15 protein-coding genes are annotated in these 17,985 nt (G+C 44.1%); 14 read left to right on the top strand and 1 reads right to left on the bottom strand.

All coding sequences use genetic code 11. The annotated features are described in order from the left end of the window. Nucleotides 1-32 precede the first annotated feature (32 nt). The 6 genes from ACN6MV_RS10135 to nspC all read left to right on the top strand — a co-directional run bounded on the left by ACN6MV_RS10135 (nucleotide 33) and on the right by nspC (nucleotide 6,018). A complete protein-coding gene (locus ACN6MV_RS10135; protein ID WP_419886273.1) occupies nucleotides 33-1,520 on the top strand; it encodes a stalk domain-containing protein in 1,488 nt (495 codons plus the stop codon). A gap of 79 nt (nucleotides 1,521-1,599) precedes the next feature. Continuing rightward, nucleotides 1,600-1,995, top strand: a complete 396-nt coding sequence (locus ACN6MV_RS10140; RefSeq protein WP_419886274.1) for a GntR family transcriptional regulator — start codon at nucleotides 1,600-1,602, stop codon at nucleotides 1,993-1,995. A gap of 12 nt (nucleotides 1,996-2,007) precedes the next feature. Then, on the top strand, nucleotides 2,008-2,418 hold the full coding sequence (locus ACN6MV_RS10145) for a hypothetical protein (RefSeq protein WP_419886275.1): 411 nt from the start codon (nucleotides 2,008-2,010) through the stop codon (nucleotides 2,416-2,418). Nucleotides 2,419-2,510: 92 nt separating this feature from the next. Beyond that, nucleotides 2,511-3,401: a DUF5808 domain-containing protein gene (locus tag ACN6MV_RS10150; RefSeq protein ID WP_419886276.1), complete on the top strand. Its 891-nt coding sequence runs from the start codon at nucleotides 2,511-2,513 to the stop codon at nucleotides 3,399-3,401. Between the two features lie 270 nt (nucleotides 3,402-3,671). Continuing rightward, nucleotides 3,672-4,871, top strand: a complete 1,200-nt coding sequence (locus tag ACN6MV_RS10155) for a saccharopine dehydrogenase family protein (RefSeq protein ID WP_042126167.1) — start codon at nucleotides 3,672-3,674, stop codon at nucleotides 4,869-4,871. A gap of 10 nt (nucleotides 4,872-4,881) precedes the next feature. Further along, complete coding sequence (gene nspC, locus ACN6MV_RS10160) at nucleotides 4,882-6,018, top strand: carboxynorspermidine decarboxylase (RefSeq protein ID WP_042126170.1); 1,137 nt, start codon at nucleotides 4,882-4,884, stop codon at nucleotides 6,016-6,018. A 45-nt stretch (nucleotides 6,019-6,063) separates the two neighbouring features. Here the strand turns inward: nspC and ACN6MV_RS10165 are convergent, their stop codons facing one another. After that, nucleotides 6,064-7,584 (bottom strand): stalk domain-containing protein, encoded by a 1,521-nt coding sequence (locus ACN6MV_RS10165; protein ID WP_419886277.1) that lies wholly within the window; start codon nucleotides 7,582-7,584, stop codon nucleotides 6,064-6,066. 301 nt (nucleotides 7,585-7,885) lie between these two features. On the opposite strand from ACN6MV_RS10165, the gene ACN6MV_RS10170 reads away from it, so the two are divergent. The 8 genes from ACN6MV_RS10170 (at nucleotide 7,886) to ACN6MV_RS10205 (ending at nucleotide 17,974) form a co-directional block, all read left to right on the top strand. Then, entirely contained in the window at nucleotides 7,886-8,509 is a 624-nt protein-coding gene (locus ACN6MV_RS10170; protein ID WP_042126173.1) for a deoxynucleoside kinase, read from the top strand. Beyond that, on the top strand, nucleotides 8,506-9,159 hold the full coding sequence (locus tag ACN6MV_RS10175) for a deoxynucleoside kinase (protein ID WP_339290192.1): 654 nt from the start codon (nucleotides 8,506-8,508) through the stop codon (nucleotides 9,157-9,159). The genes ACN6MV_RS10170 and ACN6MV_RS10175 overlap by 4 nt, the downstream gene beginning before the upstream one ends. Nucleotides 9,160-9,313: 154 nt before the next feature. Then, on the top strand, nucleotides 9,314-10,723 hold the full coding sequence (locus ACN6MV_RS10180) for an extracellular solute-binding protein (protein WP_419886278.1): 1,410 nt from the start codon (nucleotides 9,314-9,316) through the stop codon (nucleotides 10,721-10,723). Nucleotides 10,724-11,291: 568 nt separating this feature from the next. Next, nucleotides 11,292-12,950, top strand: a complete 1,659-nt coding sequence (locus tag ACN6MV_RS10185; protein WP_419886279.1) for an extracellular solute-binding protein — start codon at nucleotides 11,292-11,294, stop codon at nucleotides 12,948-12,950. 108 nt (nucleotides 12,951-13,058) lie between these two features. Beyond that, a complete protein-coding gene (locus tag ACN6MV_RS10190) occupies nucleotides 13,059-14,024 on the top strand; it encodes an ABC transporter permease (protein ID WP_081954051.1) in 966 nt (321 codons plus the stop codon). A gap of 77 nt (nucleotides 14,025-14,101) precedes the next feature. Next, nucleotides 14,102-14,980 carry a carbohydrate ABC transporter permease gene (locus tag ACN6MV_RS10195; protein WP_042126182.1) on the top strand — a complete coding sequence of 293 codons (879 nt, stop codon included), beginning with the start codon at nucleotides 14,102-14,104 and terminating at the stop codon, nucleotides 14,978-14,980. Between the two features lie 64 nt (nucleotides 14,981-15,044). Next, the gene (locus ACN6MV_RS10200; RefSeq protein ID WP_042126184.1) at nucleotides 15,045-16,109 is read left to right on the top strand and encodes a zinc-dependent alcohol dehydrogenase; all 1,065 of its coding nucleotides are present in this window, start codon (nucleotides 15,045-15,047) and stop codon (nucleotides 16,107-16,109) included. Further along, nucleotides 16,106-17,974, top strand: coding sequence for a WD40 repeat domain-containing protein (locus tag ACN6MV_RS10205; protein WP_419886280.1), 1,869 nt, complete (start codon nucleotides 16,106-16,108; stop codon nucleotides 17,972-17,974). Before ACN6MV_RS10200 ends, ACN6MV_RS10205 begins: the two co-directional genes overlap by 4 nt. Nucleotides 17,975-17,985 lie beyond the last annotated feature (11 nt).

Here is a 17,985-nt window from a genome sequence, read left to right on the forward strand (position 1 = left end):
TATCTATTCTTATTAAAAAGGAGTGATCGCAAGTGTCCAAAAAAGGTTTGTTCTCTAAAGTGCGAGTAAGAATGATATGTAAAACTGTTATTGGGACTGTTATAAGCTTGATTATGCTCTCTCCATTAGTGGTAGCAGCGGATAGTACAGTGAATTTCCCAGATGAAAAGAAGTTATTGTCAGGTATCACAGGGCTGGATGCGGGGGATAGAAGTGCTTATGCCATCACAGCAGATGGAACGGCCTGGGCTTGGGGTGGTGGCTACGGATCTATTGGTAATGGGGCAACGACGCCGGCGTATACTCCAGTCAAAATGCATATCGATCATGTAAAGCAAGTTTCAGGTGGCTACCGTCATAACTTGATATTGAAAGATGATGGAACCGTGTGGGCTGTGGGAGGGAATGAACATGGACAACTTGGCACTGGAACGCAGTCGTTGACGGTTACTGTTGATCCCGTTCAAGTGCAAGGGCTAACCGGTGTGACCTCTGTTTCAGCGGGCGATTCATTTAGCTTAGCGCTTCGAAAAGACGGAACGGTCTGGGCATGGGGAGGCAATGAGCAAGGAGAACTTGGCGACAATTCGGGGAAAAACGGGCTAACACCGATGCAAGTGAAAGGACTACCCTCCATTTTAGCTATAGCTGCAGGATCGAATAATTCAGTGGCACTTGGGAACGGCGGAGAGGTGTGGGTATGGGGCTCATCTAAAACTAGAGGTATTAAAAAGGATGCGGTTCTAAAGCCTACCCTACTTAAAGGCGGCGGGGAGTATAGAGCGGTTGATACGGATGGGTGGAGTGGAGCAGCTTTGAGATGGGATGGCACCGTTTGGTTATGGAATAATTACACAGATATGAATCCGGGTGGAACTTTACAGCCCATTCAGATTCCAGGACTCACTGATGTCGTATCGATGACAACGGACTCTGCAGTAAAAGCCGATGGAACCGTATGGCAGTGGACAGTTGGCGATAAAAATAAGATGAATGTTAAACAGATTAGTGGTATTCAAAATGCAGTTTCGATTACCAGCGGGAACAGAAATCATTATGTGCTCTTAAAAGACGGTCATGTTCTCGCATGGGGAACGAATGAATTTGGACAGACTGGGTTGGGGGTTAGAGATTTTATGATTGACACGCCTCAGCCCGTGAAGAAATCGATTCAGGTGCAGTTGAACAATAATGAAATGGAGTTGACCATGCCTCCATTACTGCTCAACAATTCTACGTACGTTCCGCTAAGAGGAATATTTCAACAAATGGGCGTGAATGTACGTTGGGACGTCCCATCGAGATCAGTGATTGCCGTGAAGGAATCTACATCTACTACGATAATCTTAAATTCGGTAAGTGGACAAACGACTGTAAATGGAAAAGTAATATCCACAGATCAAAAGCCGGTCTTTATTAATGATAGTGTGTATGTCCCATTAAGACTAATCAGTGAAATGTTAGGCGCTAAAGTGGATTGGGATGCAGAGGCTTATGCTGTTCAAATCCATACGAATTAGATAGGGGATTTTGACATTAAGTATTATTTGTATTAGTCTAACTAATACAAATAATACTTTTTTTGAATGGAAGGATAAAATGATCATTACGCTTGATTTTAAAAGTGATACGCCAATCTATGTACAGCTCCGAAATGAAATCGTGATTGGGATAGGCTCAGGTGAACTGGCGGATGGGGAGAAATTACCGACAGTGCGGCAAATGGCTGAAGATTTAGGTATTAATGCAATGACCGTGAACAAAGCGTACGCAATTTTGAAGAATGAAGGCTTCATATCTATAGATCGCAGGCATGGTACAACAGTTGCTCCTATAGGGAATGGACATCCAGAGTTTAAGGAGAAGCTGGAAAATGAACTTCGCTTAGTCATTTCGGAGGCTAGTGTAAAAGGGATTGGACGGGAGGAGTTTATGCAAATGTGTGCCGGAATCTTTTCAACGGTATCGTTTAAGTCTACATCTATCACGAAATAGGGGGACACTCAGATGGCTATTTTCTTCTTTTTTATAGCTTTGTTTATTTTTGTGATTATGCTTCTGACGTTTATGAGCACCTTGAAGCCTAAGGACAATCTGTGGTTTGGGGTTAGTTTTCCGGGTTATGCTCTTGAGGATGAACGTCTGCGCGAACTACAAATCTCAACTGGGAAGATGTACAAAAAGTATGGATTCTTATTAATTTTACTCTTGATTCCTATCTTATTTTTAAGCTCCTATATATCTCTTTCACTGATCTTTTTTTATGTTTGGACGTGTGCAATGGTGCTTCTGCTTCGAATTCCCTTCATAAAAGCACATCGTGCGGCTACACAGTTGAAGCGGGAGAATGAGTGGTTCGTGGGAGAGAAGCGAATGGTTCGAATAGATACTGAGCTATCCCTGTTAAAAAGAAAATGAGCCTTTCTTTATACTGATACATAATTCCTGCCCTGATTGCTGCGTTATCTTTTACGATTCCGGTTCCGGAGGGAAGTATTGAAATTCTTCGAATGGCTGGTGGCACAGCATTAGGGTTGACTGTGTTTTTCTTTGTTATTGCAGTATCCTTTAATCGAATGAAGCCTAAAGTGTACACGGACAACAGCGAGACCAATATCCTGCTTAATCAAGCTAATCGTAGATATTGGTCCCTGCTATGGTTTGGAATGGCTATAATTAATAGCTGTATCGCTGTAATTACGGTATATGCCCTCTCCTTAAATGGGACAGCTTCAACTATAGTATGGAGTCTGGGTATCTTCTTTTTCTCTGTTGTTCCGGTCCTAGGGATCTTTTACGTCCATTTTAAGTTGAAGCAATTTGAAACAACGCTCCTTAAAGGAGAACATGAAATTCTTTATACGGATGATGATGAATATTGGATCAATGGGACAACGTATAATAACCCCAATGATCGTTCTGTTATGGTTCCGAAGCGTCTTGGGATTGGTACTACGATTAATATTGGGACAAAAACGGGTAAGAGTATATATTACGGCCTCTTTGTATTCGTTGCATTGCTGTTGATCGGGACGGGGTGGATGGGCGTCCAGGCTGATTTCTCAACACCTACATTAACTGCAGATGGAAAGGGTACCGTTTCGATTAAATATCCGATGTACAACTACAGCTTCGCTATGAAAGATGTGCAAGAGCTTAAGCTTGTGGACAGTTACCCTTCAGGAGGCCGAAGAACAAATGGCGTAGCGACGGATACGGTAGCTATTGGAAACTTTAAGTTTGAGGAGTATGGAAAGAGTAAAGCGTATCTTGTTAAAAATTCTCCGCCGTATATTGTGATCAAATTACCAGAGGTGTATGTGCTCTACAACGCCAAAGATGCCACTGAGACTGAACGTACTTATGCGGAGCTGCAGAAAGGGAGTGGAATTTTTCATTGAAATTAAAATAAATCGTATGAAGTAGAACCCTCTTGTGATAGAATAATCTAGTTGTCCTAGTTTCCGGAAATTCACTCCATTCCAACGATTTTCATGGAATGTATAGGTGGATAATCGAGGAAATATGAGCATTCAAGAGTATTAACAAGAATCCTTGGAGATTTTACACAATAAACATCATTTTTTGTCGGTTTTTATTGATTTATTCAAAAATATTATGTATAATCAGCCTTGTTGATTTTGCAAATGGAATTTTAGGAGGTTTTTATTTTGGGAAAAGCGTTAATTATTGGCGCTGGCGGTGTTTCCAGTGTTGTTGTTCACAAATGCTGCCAGAACCCGGATGTATTTGAAGAGATCTGCATAGCTAGCAGAACTGTCGCGAAATGTGACGCTCTGAAAGATAAATTAGCCGGAGGCCGCACGAAGATTTCTACTGCTCAGGTCGATGCAGATAATACGGACGAAGTCATTGAACTGATCAAGAGCTTTGAGCCGGATGTCGTTATTAATGTCGCTCTCCCATATCAGGACCTGACAATCATGGATGCGTGCCTGGCAACAGGAGTGCACTATGTGGATACTGCCAACTATGAACCACAAGATACAGCGAAATTTGAATACTCTTGGCAGTGGGCTTATAAAGAAAGATTTGAAAAAGCAGGCCTTACCGCGTTGCTTGGTAGTGGATTTGATCCAGGTGTAACGGGCGTGTTCACAGCTTACGCTCAAAAGCACTATTTTGATGAGATTCATACCATTGATATTGTAGATGCCAATGCTGGTGATCACGGATATCCATTTGCAACAAACTTTAATCCTGAAATCAATATTCGTGAAATTACAGCCAATGGCCGCTATTTCGAGAATGGCGAGTGGATTGAAACTGCACCGCTTTCCGAGAAAAAAGTATATGATCTTCCGGAAATTGGACCAAAGGATATTTATCTTTTGTATCATGAAGAATTGGAATCCTTGGCCGTTAACATCAAGGGTGTGAAGAAGATCCGTTTCTGGATGACCTTCTCGCAGAACTACCTGACGCATTTGAAAGTGCTTGAGAATGTTGGCATGACTTCTATCGAGCCTATCATGTATGAAGGTAAAGAGATCGTTCCTCTACAATTCTTGAAGGCGATTTTGCCGGACCCGGCTTCCTTGGGACCAAGAACAAAAGGTAAAACGAACATTGGATGTATCATCCAAGGAACCAAAGACGGAAAGCCGAAAACTTATTATGTATACAATGTTTGCGATCATGAAGAGTGCTATGCAGAGGTTGGCTCCCAAGCCATTTCCTACACTACAGGCGTTCCTGCAATGATCGGAGCGATGTTAATTATAAAAGGTATCTGGAAGAAACCAGGCGTATTCAACGTTGAAGAGTTCGATCCAGATCCATTCATGGAAGCTTTAAATAAACATGGTCTGCCTTGGCAAGAAGATTTCTCGCCAACGCTGCTGGACTAAGGCGCGAGAAATGGATATTGATATCAGCGCAGTCCCGTCACCATGTTACCTTGTAGATGAAAGATTGCTTACACGTAATCTTGAGATTATGAATTCTGTACAGGAACGCACTGGAGCAAAGATTTTGCTCGCGCAAAAAGGCTTCTCCATGCATTCCTTGTATCCGTTAGTTGGGAAGTACTTGCATGGTGTAACCTCAAGCTCCTTGTTCGAAGCCAGACTTGGTTATGAAAAAATGGGCAAAGAGGTTCATGTATACGCACCAGCTTATATAGATAGTGAGTTTGATGAGCTCCTTGGATACTCCGATCACATTGTGTTCAATTCTTTTGACCAGTGGAATCGATTCAAGGATCGCGTAAAGAGCGCACCGAAGCATATCAGCTGCGGCATTCGAGTGAATCCGGAATATTCCGAGATCGAAGTTCCGCTGTATGATCCGTGCTACAATTATTCCAGAATGGGAGTAACTCTTCCTAACTTCAGACCGGAAGAGCTTGAGGGCATTGATGGACTACACTTCCATACCATGTGCGAACAGAATTCAGATACACTTGAGCGTACGCTCAAGGTAGTCGAAGAGAAGTTCGGACCTTATCTCAAAGGAATGAAATGGCTTAATTTCGGTGGCGGTCATCATATTACACGTCCTGACTATGACCTGGAGACCCTGGTCAAATGCATTCTGCACATGAAAGAGACTTACGGTGTGGAAATCTATCTGGAGCCGGGTGAGGCAGTAGCTCTTAATACCGGATATCTGGTAGCTACCGTTCTCGATGTGATGCATAACGGCATGGACATTGCGATTCTCGATACCTCGGCAGAGTGCCATATGCCGGATGTGCTGGCTATGCCGTACCGTCCGAACATTATTGATGCTGGACAACCGGGAGAATATCCTTATACGTACAGATTAGGTGGAATGACTTGCCTAGCGGGAGACGTTATCGGAGATTATTCTTTCAAGGAGCCTTTGAAATACGGTGATAGACTCGTATTCCTTGATATGGCCCATTATTCCATGGTGAAGAACCATATGTTTAATGGCGTGAACCTGCCTTCCATTGTTAGTTACAATGAAGAAGAGGGAATCAAAGTAATCAAACAGTTCGCTTTCGAAGATTTCAGCGGACGTTTATCTTAAGATTAAAAAGGTGTCCCGTGATGGGACACCTTTTTTGATTACTCCTTATTGCATCGTGATGGCGATGCGCTCCTCCTGTGGGAGCCACTCCACATTTGCTCCGAGTTGCTCACTTATAAAGCGAAGTGGCAGATACATCGAACCGTTTACGATGAAGGGTAGTGTAGGGAGATTTACGGTTGTATTGTTCACCATTGTCGCTCCAGTTACACCGTTAATACTGATGGCGAGAGCCGGCTTATCTGTAGCGGCTCGTGTGATCATAATTTGTTTATCTATTGTTTTCGCAGCTGTAATGTTCTCTTTATAGGTAATTGTGGCTCCTAATTTTTCGAACAGCGATCGAAGCGGGACGAAATTTTGTCCGTTTCGAGTAATAACTCCATTTGAGAGTGGGATAGATGCTCCGTTTAAGGAGATTGAAATAGGCTTTTGCACTGGAACGGGTCCGGCATGGCTGAATTCATAGTCGCCATAGCCCAATTGTGCGTCCTTATTGACGCCCCAGCCCCAGAGTGAGCCGTCTTTCTTTTGCATGATGATATGTCGTCCGCCTTTCTTTAGGCTGCTTACTTCTTTATCGAGAAGTGTGAATTTTGAATCTGCGGGCATCATTTCGTTTTCAATAGAAGTTTGATAGACGTTTCCTTCCCCGGTTAACGCAACAATAGAGCGCTCTACGATGTAAGCATCAACTACATTCTTGATCCCTTTTAGAAGAATCGGTGGTTGTTCATGATAGGTTGTTCCGTCTGAGGAACCTGTAATGGTAGCGCCCCAGAACCATAATTGAGAGGCTCCATCAATGGCTAATAGGCTGTTCTGATTTCCTTTTAAACTTTTAATATTACTGATTCCCTTGAGAGGGGTCGCAGATAGATCTATTGGAGCTCCTTGGTTATTGTAATAATCTTGGACTGGCCAACTCCATATGGAGCCGTCCTTTTTAAGTGCCAGATTTTTTTTGATTTGAATAATATCCGTTAAACTCTGGATGGTTTCGAAGCTTTCGAAGTCATCGCGTGTAGTAGAAACAGTTCCATCTTTCTTTAAGAACACGTAACGTGTCCAGCTCTTATGAAGATCAGACTCATAGTAACCGCCCACAGCGGCCACGTTATCGATGCCGGAAACCGGTGTGAACGCGGAGGTAGTGAGTCCATCGGATGAAAGGGGGGCGCTTAGAATCGTCCCGTCTCCTTTAAGGGCTATCGTTCTATTTCCCGTCATGAATATATCGACCAGATTGTCTAGCTCTTGAACGGGGGTTACTTTAATAGCTTCAGAGTATGCCGATGTTCTCCATTGCCAGACCGAAAGGTCTTTCTTCATTACATATTGGGAACCAAAGTATGCTTGTACCTCATTCAGGTCATGGATTTGCGTAGGGACGGAGCGATTACCTCCCCATACCCAAAAGGAACCATCTGTTTTGGTCAGATAATCCGCGCCATACGAAGTGAGGTTGGTAGTAGTGGTTGGGTTCTCTGCAGCTGCAGCTGCGCTTACGTTAGAGGCGAGGCTTAATACTAGAACAGCACTAACCATGCTGAGCCATTTTTTCATAGGAATACCTCTCTTTTCTTTAATAGATAATTTTGATATGTTCACGCTATAATCCATTATCTTACATTTAGACGCTAGAACTACTGGAAAAGTTTCTTCATATTTACCCACTCACAAGAAAGGTTTCATGTGATACAATAATTTAGTCTGTTTTTATAAACATAATAGAAAGTATAAGTTTCACACTATACTTTGTTCTTATATTTCCCGCTTAAACACTTACCGTTCTTGTAAGGACGCCGAAGGCGTTTATGCTTGAATGCTATTGAAAGGTTCGTATCTGAGGAGGAAGTCAGCGTCAATGAAACATGCACCGTTTATTGCAGTAGAAGGCCCAATCGGGGCTGGCAAAACAACATTAGCTTCTATGCTAGCAGAGGAATTAAATTTACCGATCATTAAAGAGATTGTCGATGAGAATCCTTTTCTGGCTAAATTTTATGAGAACATGGACGATTGGAGCTTTCAACTGGAGATGTTTTTCCTTTGTAATCGGTATAAGCAGCTTGAAGATACCGTTACACAGTACATAGATAAAGGGATCCCGGTCATTTCGGATTACCATATTTATAAGAACCTCATCTTTGGAGAACGAACACTGAACGGAACGAAACGTGAGAAGTATCGGCAAATTTATCATGTGCTTACGGATGACCTGCCAAAGCCGAATATCATTCTCTATATTAAAGCCAATTTAGATACGTTATTAACCAGAATTGAAAAACGTGGGCGTCCCTTTGAAGAGGGGATGGATACTGCGTATTTGGAGCAATTAATTAAAGATTATGATGACGCGATGGCCTCTCTTGCCATTCAGGAGCCTTCGACCGTAATTATTACCATTGATGGAAATGCAGTCGATTTCGTGGAGAATCCAGAACACTTCACTGAAATTGTCTCTTATATAAAGGAGCTAATGAAATGAATTCATATCATATCCCGGAAAATGCCATAATTACCGTGGCTGGAACTGTCGGGGTGGGGAAATCCACTTTAACAGGCGCCTTGGCCAAAAGACTTAATTTTCAAACCTCGCTAGAGCAGGTCGATCACAATCCTTATCTCGAAAAGTTCTATCATGATTTTGAGAGATGGAGCTTCCACCTGCAAATCTATTTTCTAGCTGAACGTTTTAAAGAGCAGAAGAAGATGTTCGAACTCGGCGGTGGTTTTGTTCAGGACCGTTCCATCTATGAAGATACCGGTATTTTTGCGAAAATGCATGCAGATCAAGGTACAATGTCCAAAACGGATTATGAAACCTACACTAGCTTGTATGAAGCTATGGTTATGACGCCATACTTCCCGCACCCTGATGTGCTGATTTATATTGAAGGCAGCTTGCCTTCCATCCTGACCCGAATTAATGAACGTGGCCGTGAGATGGAAATTCAAACGGATGTTTCCTACTGGGAGCATATGCATGGCAGATATTCGAAATGGATTAACGAGTTTACGGCTTGCCCAGTGCTTCGTTTGAACATTGATGATTATGATGTAAATGATGAGGCTTCGATGTCTGATATTCTTGTGAAGGTGGGCAATGCGATTCGTAAGCCTGTCGACAAAAAATAATAAAAGATGATTAACAGCGCCTGGAGTTCGGGTGCTGTTTTTTTTGTTCCAAAAATTTTTGGGAAATTGGGTATTTTTATTTGACTTCAAATCAGAGCTGACGCAAAATAAGAGGGAGATGATGTAAATTTGGATTTTTCGGGGAGAATTGTACATGAATAATAAATCAGGTCGTCATTCCTTCCGAGAGCGACTCGATCATATGGTGGGTAAGCTTCGTACGGATATCCTAAGTGGAGTGCTGCAGCCAGGTGCTTATCTGCCAGCAGAGAGTACACTAGCTAAGCAATTTGAGTTAAGTAATAAATCGGTCAGAAGAGGGCTGGATGTGCTTGTCCAGGAAGGTCTTATTGTCAAAATCGACCGTGTCGGCAGTAAGGTTATGGAGTCTGTGCAGGAGAGGATCCGTATTCATTTTGGCTGCAGCTCCTCGCTGTCCAAGGACTTTCTGCTGGATGATCTAATTGGTGAATTTCATCGACTGCATCCCGGTATTCATATTCTTCCGCTGGCTCTGAATGATTTTGACCATGTGAATTCTGCGGTGGAGTTGATCAATAATGGGATGCTCGATGCTGTATCGCTGAATAGCACGCAATTTCAGGAATTGGCTGAAAATGGTTCAGCGGACTTACTGGAATCGCTTGAGCCTGATCCTGAATTATATCCAATTGCGACGGAAGCTTTTTATCATGAAGAGCAGTTGTATGCCTATCCGATTTCATTCTCCCCCGTGGTGCTATGCTACAACAAGGCCCATTTTCGGGAAGCGGATCTGCCAGAGCCGGACAGCTATTGGACTTGGGATGACTTGATTGAGGCGGCTCGTCAGTTGGCGGAGAAACGTGGACGACATGCCATTTATTTTGTGCCTGCTTCTGAGAATCGTTATTCTGTATTCCTGCTGCAGAGCGGTATTCAAACCGTGGCAGACGGGATCGAGCACCGTACGCTTAGTCCGGAGACGGCTAATAGCCTTAGTGTGTATAGTCGGCTTGTGAATAACCATCAGATTTTCCCGAAATATCTTGCTGGCAATCATGAAGATGAGACGATCTCATTGTTTGTCCAAGAGCAGGTTTCGATGATTCTGACGACTTTTTTTAATTTAAATGAATTTAAGGAATTAACGCTCGATTATGATCTTGCACCGTTACCTAGGCTGAAATCAAAAGATCCACAGAAGACGCTATTGGTGACGATCGGAGCAGCTGTGGTCGGGAATTCAAGACAAAAGGAAGCGGCTCGTCAATTCGTCAACTTCCTTGCTTCCGTAGACGCACAGAAAATTATTCGGGAGCGCACAGTGAGTATTCCAGCTCGAAAGCGGATCGCTGAGATGAGCACAGCGGATCATTTGAATCGTCCTTCGAGATATCTGATGTACAGAGAGCTATTTCCAACCTTCTCCTACCTTAAAGATTTAGGGCTTCCTATAGCTGTTCTAAAGAGCTTTCGTAAGTTGTTGAACGCTTATTGGTCAAAGATGATTGATGAGGAAACACTTCATGAAGAGTTGAGTGTCTTAATTTCGGAACAGGATGCTGCCGATCAGAAGGTTTAGAACTTTTTCTTGAGATTGATGTTCTCTGTAAAAATTAATGAAACGCGTGATGATGGTGCTTTGAGGCCATTATTACGCATTTTTTTCAGAAAAAAGAAAGTATATATTGCGCGCTATATCCTATCTGAATAAGATCAGAGTCGGCTTATTTGAAGCGTTTATATATAGATAATTTTGTAAGCGTTTTCTATTAAATTTGAGGGGTTTCTACATTTTGCGACAGGTACATGTTATATAAGGTTACACTTATTAGAGATATTTCTTATTATTATATTGACATCATGTAGGCTGGAAAATATAATAAAATACATCAGATATATATCAGATTGGTGAAATAAAAGATCTGATACTCTGAAATGTAAATCAAAAAGAAGTCAGAACAGATGTTTTCGTCTAATTTAAGGAGAAAAAAGGGTAGTGAAAGGAGGATATCCCCTACAAAAGGTTGTTTGCAGAATAATCACTCATTTAAAAATTTATTAATGTATTGTTGATTCCTTCTGATTGATGTTAGTGAATATATCATAATGATTATCTTATTTTTTAGTTATTAATAGGGGGTTGAATTATGAATGTTGCTAAAAGGAAATTAGCTCTGCTGCTGCCTGTCCTATTGTCACTAGTGACGCTCGTATCTGCTTGCGGCGGTTCGAATACTAAAACGGGCAATACCGCAGATCCTACTGCGGAGGTTCAGAAGGCTACGCAAGCTCCCGTTAAGGAAGGGAAAACAGTAGGCGGTCTTCAGCTCCCGATTGTTTCAGATAAGCTAGAACTGTCACTTTGGTCACCAAGCGGCGGCAATTTTAGAGGAACTAATTTTAATGAGAAATTATCCTTTCAGCAAATGGAAGAGAACACTAACATTCATATCGACTTTCAACATAGTACGGAAGCCAGTGCGGAAGCTTTTAGCCTATTAATGTCATCTGGGAAGCTGCCGGACATCATCTACAATGATCTATGGGGCACGGATTCCGGAAAATATGGTACACAAGGCGCGCTGCTTCCTCTGGAAGATTTAATTGAGAAAAATGCGCCAAACTTCAAGAAAATCCTCGACGACAACCCGGATATCCGGGGACAAATCACTTCGCCTGAAGGCCACATTTTTTACCTACCTAATCTCGTTCTTGATTCACAGGATCTCACTCAAATGTTCCCGCAAGTGCGTAAAGACTGGATCGATAAGCTGGGTCTATCTATGCCGGAAACTACGGAAGATTGGTATAACATGCTCAAAGCATTTAGGGAGCAGGATGCCAGCGGAAATGGCAAGAAGGATGAAATTCCACTAGTCACAGTTAACTTGGAAAATATCATGATGTTATTCGCTCCTGCCTTTGGTGTTGACTACGGATTCTTCGTGGATAACGGCCAAGTGAAATACGGTCCGAACGATCCGAAATTCAAGGATGTCGTAACCTATCTGCACCGTCTTTACGATGAACAATTGCTCGACCCGAACTATCTGGTAGATACCACATTCCAGACCTTGACTGAGAAAGTGACTACTGATGTGGCAGGGGCATGGTTTGGTTGGTCTGGTTCCTACATGGGGAACTTTACTACTTTAATGGAGGGTAAACATCCGACCTTCAAAATTGCACCGGCCATTCCACCAAAAGGACCAAACGGTGATCAACGTCATGTCTCCTTCCGCTGGCAGGCAGCAGCACACGGATTGGCGGTCTCCTCGCGGACCGAGCATCCTGAGGAAGTGATGAAATGGCTGGATTATCAATACTCAGAGGAAGGCATTCTTTTGAACAACTTTGGGGTTGAAGGCAAGTCCTATGATCTGGTAAACGGAGAGCCTATTTATAAGAAAGAAGTGACTCATCCAACCAATGGTCTCACGAATACACAGGAACTGCTGAACCATACGATCGGGGGCGGAAGCTGGGCTACAGTAGCGGATACCAGATATGCTGAGCAGATCCGAGAAGCTAACGGACAGACGGAAAATCCACTCGAGTTATACAGTGATTATATTGATTTTGATAGCAAGCTGCCTCCAGTCCAATTCACAACAGAGGAAAACGATGTAGTTGTTCCTTTGATGGCTGATATTCAGACCTATGTAGCAGAGACAATTAATGCCATGATCATGGGGCGCCAAAAGATTGAAGACTATGACAAAGTGATGAAGCAGCTTGAGAAGATGGGGATTAACGATGTGCTAAAAGAGTATCAGGTTGCATACGAGCGATTTAAAGGGAAATGATTCAGCTTGTAAGAGGTTGTCGTGGGCCGAGCGGTTCAGAGATTTCTAAGTGACCGCTCGCCGCATGACAGCTATGACTAACGCCAGTGTCCGGGAGAGGAGAACTATATGGCTGTACCTGTAAAAGTCGCTAAAGTTGAAAGCAGGAAGCTTCCGGTCAAGAGGAGTCCGATTCCCTGGAAGCGGATAGCCTCCAATCGCTATCTGTATCTCATGTTACTCCCTACGGTTTTGTATTTTCTGATTTTTGAATACAAGCCGATGTATGGGGCGATCATTGCCTTTAAGAATTTCAATCCCTACTTGGGGATCACGGATAGTCCTTGGGTGGGCTTCAAGAATTTCGAGAAGTTTTTCGAAAGCTATTATTTTCTCAGACTGCTTAAAAATACCTTCTTAATGAGCTTCTACTCGCTCATCTTCATTTTTCCTGCTTCACTTGCTTTTGCCCTGCTACTCAATGAGCTGCGGCTCAAGAAGCTGAAGTCCTTTTTGCAGACCGTGTCTTATTTGCCGCATTTTATTTCGCTCATCGTCATTTGCGGGATGATTATTGATTTCACCAAGCCCGGAGGAATTATTAACAGCCTGTTGCTTGGCATCGGCCTGATCTCTGAGCCTATCCAGTTCCTGATTCTGCCGGAATGGTTTCGAACGATCTATGTGGGTTCTGGCATGTGGCAGAGCCTAGGCTGGAATTCAATTATTTATTTAGCAGCGTTATCTGGTATCAATCCGAGCCTGTATGAAGCTGCAGTTGTAGATGGAGCAGGGCGATGGAAACAGCTAACGAATATAACGCTGCCTGGGATTCTCCCTACGGTCCTAATTCTCTTGATTCTGAATGTCGGTACCCTGCTGAATGTGGGCTGGGACAAAATTATATTGCTCTACAATCCAGGAACGTACGTCACTGCGGATGTTATTTCAACATTTGTCTATAGACGAGGTGTGATGGAAGCGAATTATAGTTTTTCTGCGGCGGTTGGATTATTCAATTCTGTAATTAACTTCACATTGCTCGTGCTAGCTAATCGGATCAGCCGAAAAACAACTGAAAGCAGCCTATGGTAAGCATAACTTCCGATGCGAGTTTTGTACGAAGTAACTTCAATGAAGAATAGCTCACAAAACTTTTAGGAGGGTAGACAATGGTTGTGAAACGCAGTATGGGTGAAATCATATTCGACAGCTGCAATGTGCTGTTTCTAATCTTGTGTTCTTTCCTGTTCCTGTACCCGATGTGGTACGTGCTGGTTTCCTCATTCAGTGATGCACATGCTATTGCTGCGGGGAAGGTAAGCTTCTTTCCAATCGGCTTTAATCTGGATGCTTACAAGCTGGTATTTGAGGATACGCGGGTCTGGACAGCTTACGGAAATACTTTCTTTTATGTCATTGTCGGTACGTTGATTAATCTTGTGCTTACTACACTTGGTGCCTATCCTCTGTCCAGAAAGAATCTGGAGGGGAGAAATGTCATAATGGCTTTTATTGTGTTCACGATGTTTTTTAGTGGTGGCTTAATTCCGGCGTATCTGAATGTCCGTGAGCTTGGCTTGTATGATACACGGTGGGCGCTGCTGTTACCTGGTGCGGTTAGTGCTTTTAATTTGATAGTGATGCGGACTTTCTTTCAGTCTATCCCTGATAGTTTAATAGAGTCTGCCAAAATAGACGGCGCCCATGATTTCAGAATTCTGCTGCGGATCGTGCTTCCGCTCTCTATGCCGGTTCTGGCGGTTATGACCCTCTTTTATGCCGTAGGCCACTGGAACAGTTGGTTCTCGGCCATGATTTATTTACAGGATCGGAATTTGTTCCCGCTCCAATTGATATTGAGAGAAATCCTGATTCAATCCTCTGCGCAAAATATGCTGGCAGGTGTTACCCAAGATGAGGTATTTCGGATCAGTGAATCTATTAAATTCGCTACGATAATCATTGCTACCGTTCCCATTCTGATGATCTATCCATTTTTACAGAAATATTTTGTAAAAGGCGTAATGATCGGTGCGTTGAAGGAGTAACACCCATAGAGAAGATGCTGCATGTGACGGAATCGTTTCTGAAGCAGTCGGGAGGAGAAGACATATGAAGGCGGTAATATCTCAGGAAGGACAGATTCGCATGTCGGATGTTCTGACACCAGTCATTGAAGATGGATTTGTACTAGTCCAGACTGAATATTCGGCAATTAGCCCCGGAACGGAAATGATGATGAATGGCCTGCACCGTACGCAACAAATTGTACTTGGATACAGTGCAGCAGGTGTAATCCGAACACGTGGGAAAGGAATGGAGCACTGGCCTGAGGGTCTTCGGGTAGCTTGTTACGGCGGTCCTTATGCGAAGCATGCAGAATGGCTGCTAATGCCTCAGCATCTGATGGTGCCCATTCCTGATCATGTAAGTTCGGAGGAAGCATCGACAGTAGGGCTTGGAGCTATTGCAGTACATGCGGTAAGGCAGGTTGCACCGCAGTTTGGAGAGACACTTGTATTGATCGGTGCCGGAATTCTTGGGCAGTTGATTGCGCAGATCGCTAAGGCGGCAGGATGCCGAGTGATTGTCTATGATTTACTTGCAGAGCGCTGTGAGATGGCCGAAAGATTGGGGATTAGACATATCGCTACTAGCACAGAGAAGGTAAAGGAACATCTTGCTAACCTGACGGAGGACATGGGAGCAGATGCAGTCATCGTCTGTGCAGGCGGCAAAACCGGCGACCTTATTGATCAAGCACTAGAGTGGGTACGGGATCGCGGAAAGGTACTATTGGTTGGAGATATTAAACCGGATTTCTCTCGTGATCTGATGTTCGGTAAGGAAGCTCAAGTGCTGATTTCTAGAGCCGGCGGTCCCGGACGATATGATCCTATCTATGAGCGGCAGGGGATTGACTACCCTTATGGCTACGTACGATGGACAGAAGGACGTAATATGGCTGAATATATTCGGTTAATCTCCGAAGGCGATATTCAGGTTAAACCATTAATTAGTGCGATATTCCCGGTCGAGCGTTGTGAAGAAGCCTTTAGGCGTTATGCAGAGGATCCAGTGGATTTGTTGGGAGCAGTATTAGCTTATCCTGCGGCAGTTTCTGGGGCGGAAGTGAAGGTGAAGGAACAGCTGGCAAAAGAAGGCGGGAGCAGATGAAGACGCTGCGGATCGGTGAGCCACTGGACGGTGTGGCGGTTTGGGCCACGGCTTATGGAACATGGCAAGGAGCAGACCGGATATATGCTGTTTCTTCTGGTAGTCCATGCATATTGTTTGTTCTGGATCCTAGCGGCGAACAAGCGCCAGAACGTTATGCGCTCGAAGGCTCGGATCATTGCTGGGGTGTAGTCTTAACAACTAGCGGAGTGTATATCGGGGGAAGCGGCATTTTGTACAGGTTCACTCATGAAAATGGTGTGGAGAACCTGGGTGAGATGATTCCCGGTGAATTCTATACGTGGCGGTTGGCAGCGGATGAACAAGGAAGGGTCTATGGAGGATGTTATCCTGGTGGGAAAGTGTTCCAGTATGATCCAGTGACAGCAGTGTTTAGAGATTACGGGGTAATGGTGACTGGAGAACAGTATGCTCGTTCTATGGAAGCATGGAACGGTAAGCTCTATGTGGGAGTTGGAACACAAACCCCACATATTGTTGTACTGGATACGGCTTCGGGTGAACGCTCGGAAATTGGGATGCCAGATGAATGTCAGGGTGAACAGCTGGTCTATGACTTAAATATCGTTCAGGGCAAGCTATTTGCCCGGATCACACCGTCTGCAAAATTGTACATTTATGATCTGGAACTACAGGCGTGGGGCGAAACTCTGGATCATGTGAGTGGACTTAGTGTTTCGCCGCCGGATGCGTTGGGAAATGTGTACTTCATTAAAGATGACTATTTGCAGCGATATGATATCCGGACTGGAAGCCTGTTCGTTACTTCCCTAGCTATGCCGGAGCCGGCGGGAGACTATGGATGGCTGAATAACCATGCTCTAAATCCGAATGCACGCTGCTTAACTGGTGTATACAGGGACGGGAGTTGCTGGATTTACGATCCGGTGACGGATCGACATATGGTGATGGACTTCGGTCTGCAAGGTCAATCGGTCCATTTACAGTCCATGACCTACGGGCCTGACGATGCTCTTTATATCGGAGGGTATTTCGCAGGTGGGCTGGCCAGATTCGATAAGGCAGCCGACGAGATCATTTCATATCGGGGCATTGGCCAGACCGAAGGGATGATAGCTGGAAGTGGTTGTTTATATTTAGGCGTTTATCCGCGAGCAAATATTTTTAAGTATGACCCGAACAGGGACTGGAAGCCGGGTGAGAATCCAGAACTGCTATTTTCCTTACAGGAAGAGGAGCAGGACCGCCCTTTTGCTTGGGCTTGGGCAGGAGAAGAGCTCGCGATTGGAACGGTTCCTTCCTATGGTCGGCATGGAGGAGCGTTGACACTGTACAATCCTGCTAGCGGTGCACGTGAGGTGTTTAGAAATCTTTTGCCGCTGCAGAGTGTGGTGTCCTTGACCTGTAGAGATCAGCTATTGTTTGCTGGAGGGTCCGTCTGGGGTGGACTTGGGATTGCTCCTCAGCGTGCGGATGCCTCTCTAATGATTTGGGATCTAGAGAAGCGCTGCAAAGTATGGGAAGGTGTACCGGTGCAAGGGGAAAGGGCTATTTCTGCTTTGGTTCTAGATGATGCAGGGCATCTTTGGGGTTTGACGGCAGGTAAGTTATTTCGGTTCGATCCACAGCTTAAGCTTACTGTAAAGACTTACTCTTTGTTCTCCATGGACTGGAATGATGTGACTCATTTTTGGCGTAGCGGCAATGAATTGCTCTACAAGGAAGGCATGCTGTACGGCGTGTCGATGAATCGCTTGTTCAAGTTTGATGTGCGGAGTAAGGAGCTTGAGGTGTTGAATGACGATGCGCGGCTGCTGACGATGGACCGTGAGGGTGATCTGTTTTTTGCAAGAACTACAGCATTGTATCGGATGCACAAGTAAGGTCTGCACAA

It is taken from the genome of Paenibacillus sp. B-A-8 (assembly GCF_048572915.1).
Lineage (GTDB): Bacteria > Bacillota > Bacilli > Paenibacillales > Paenibacillaceae > Paenibacillus_AQ.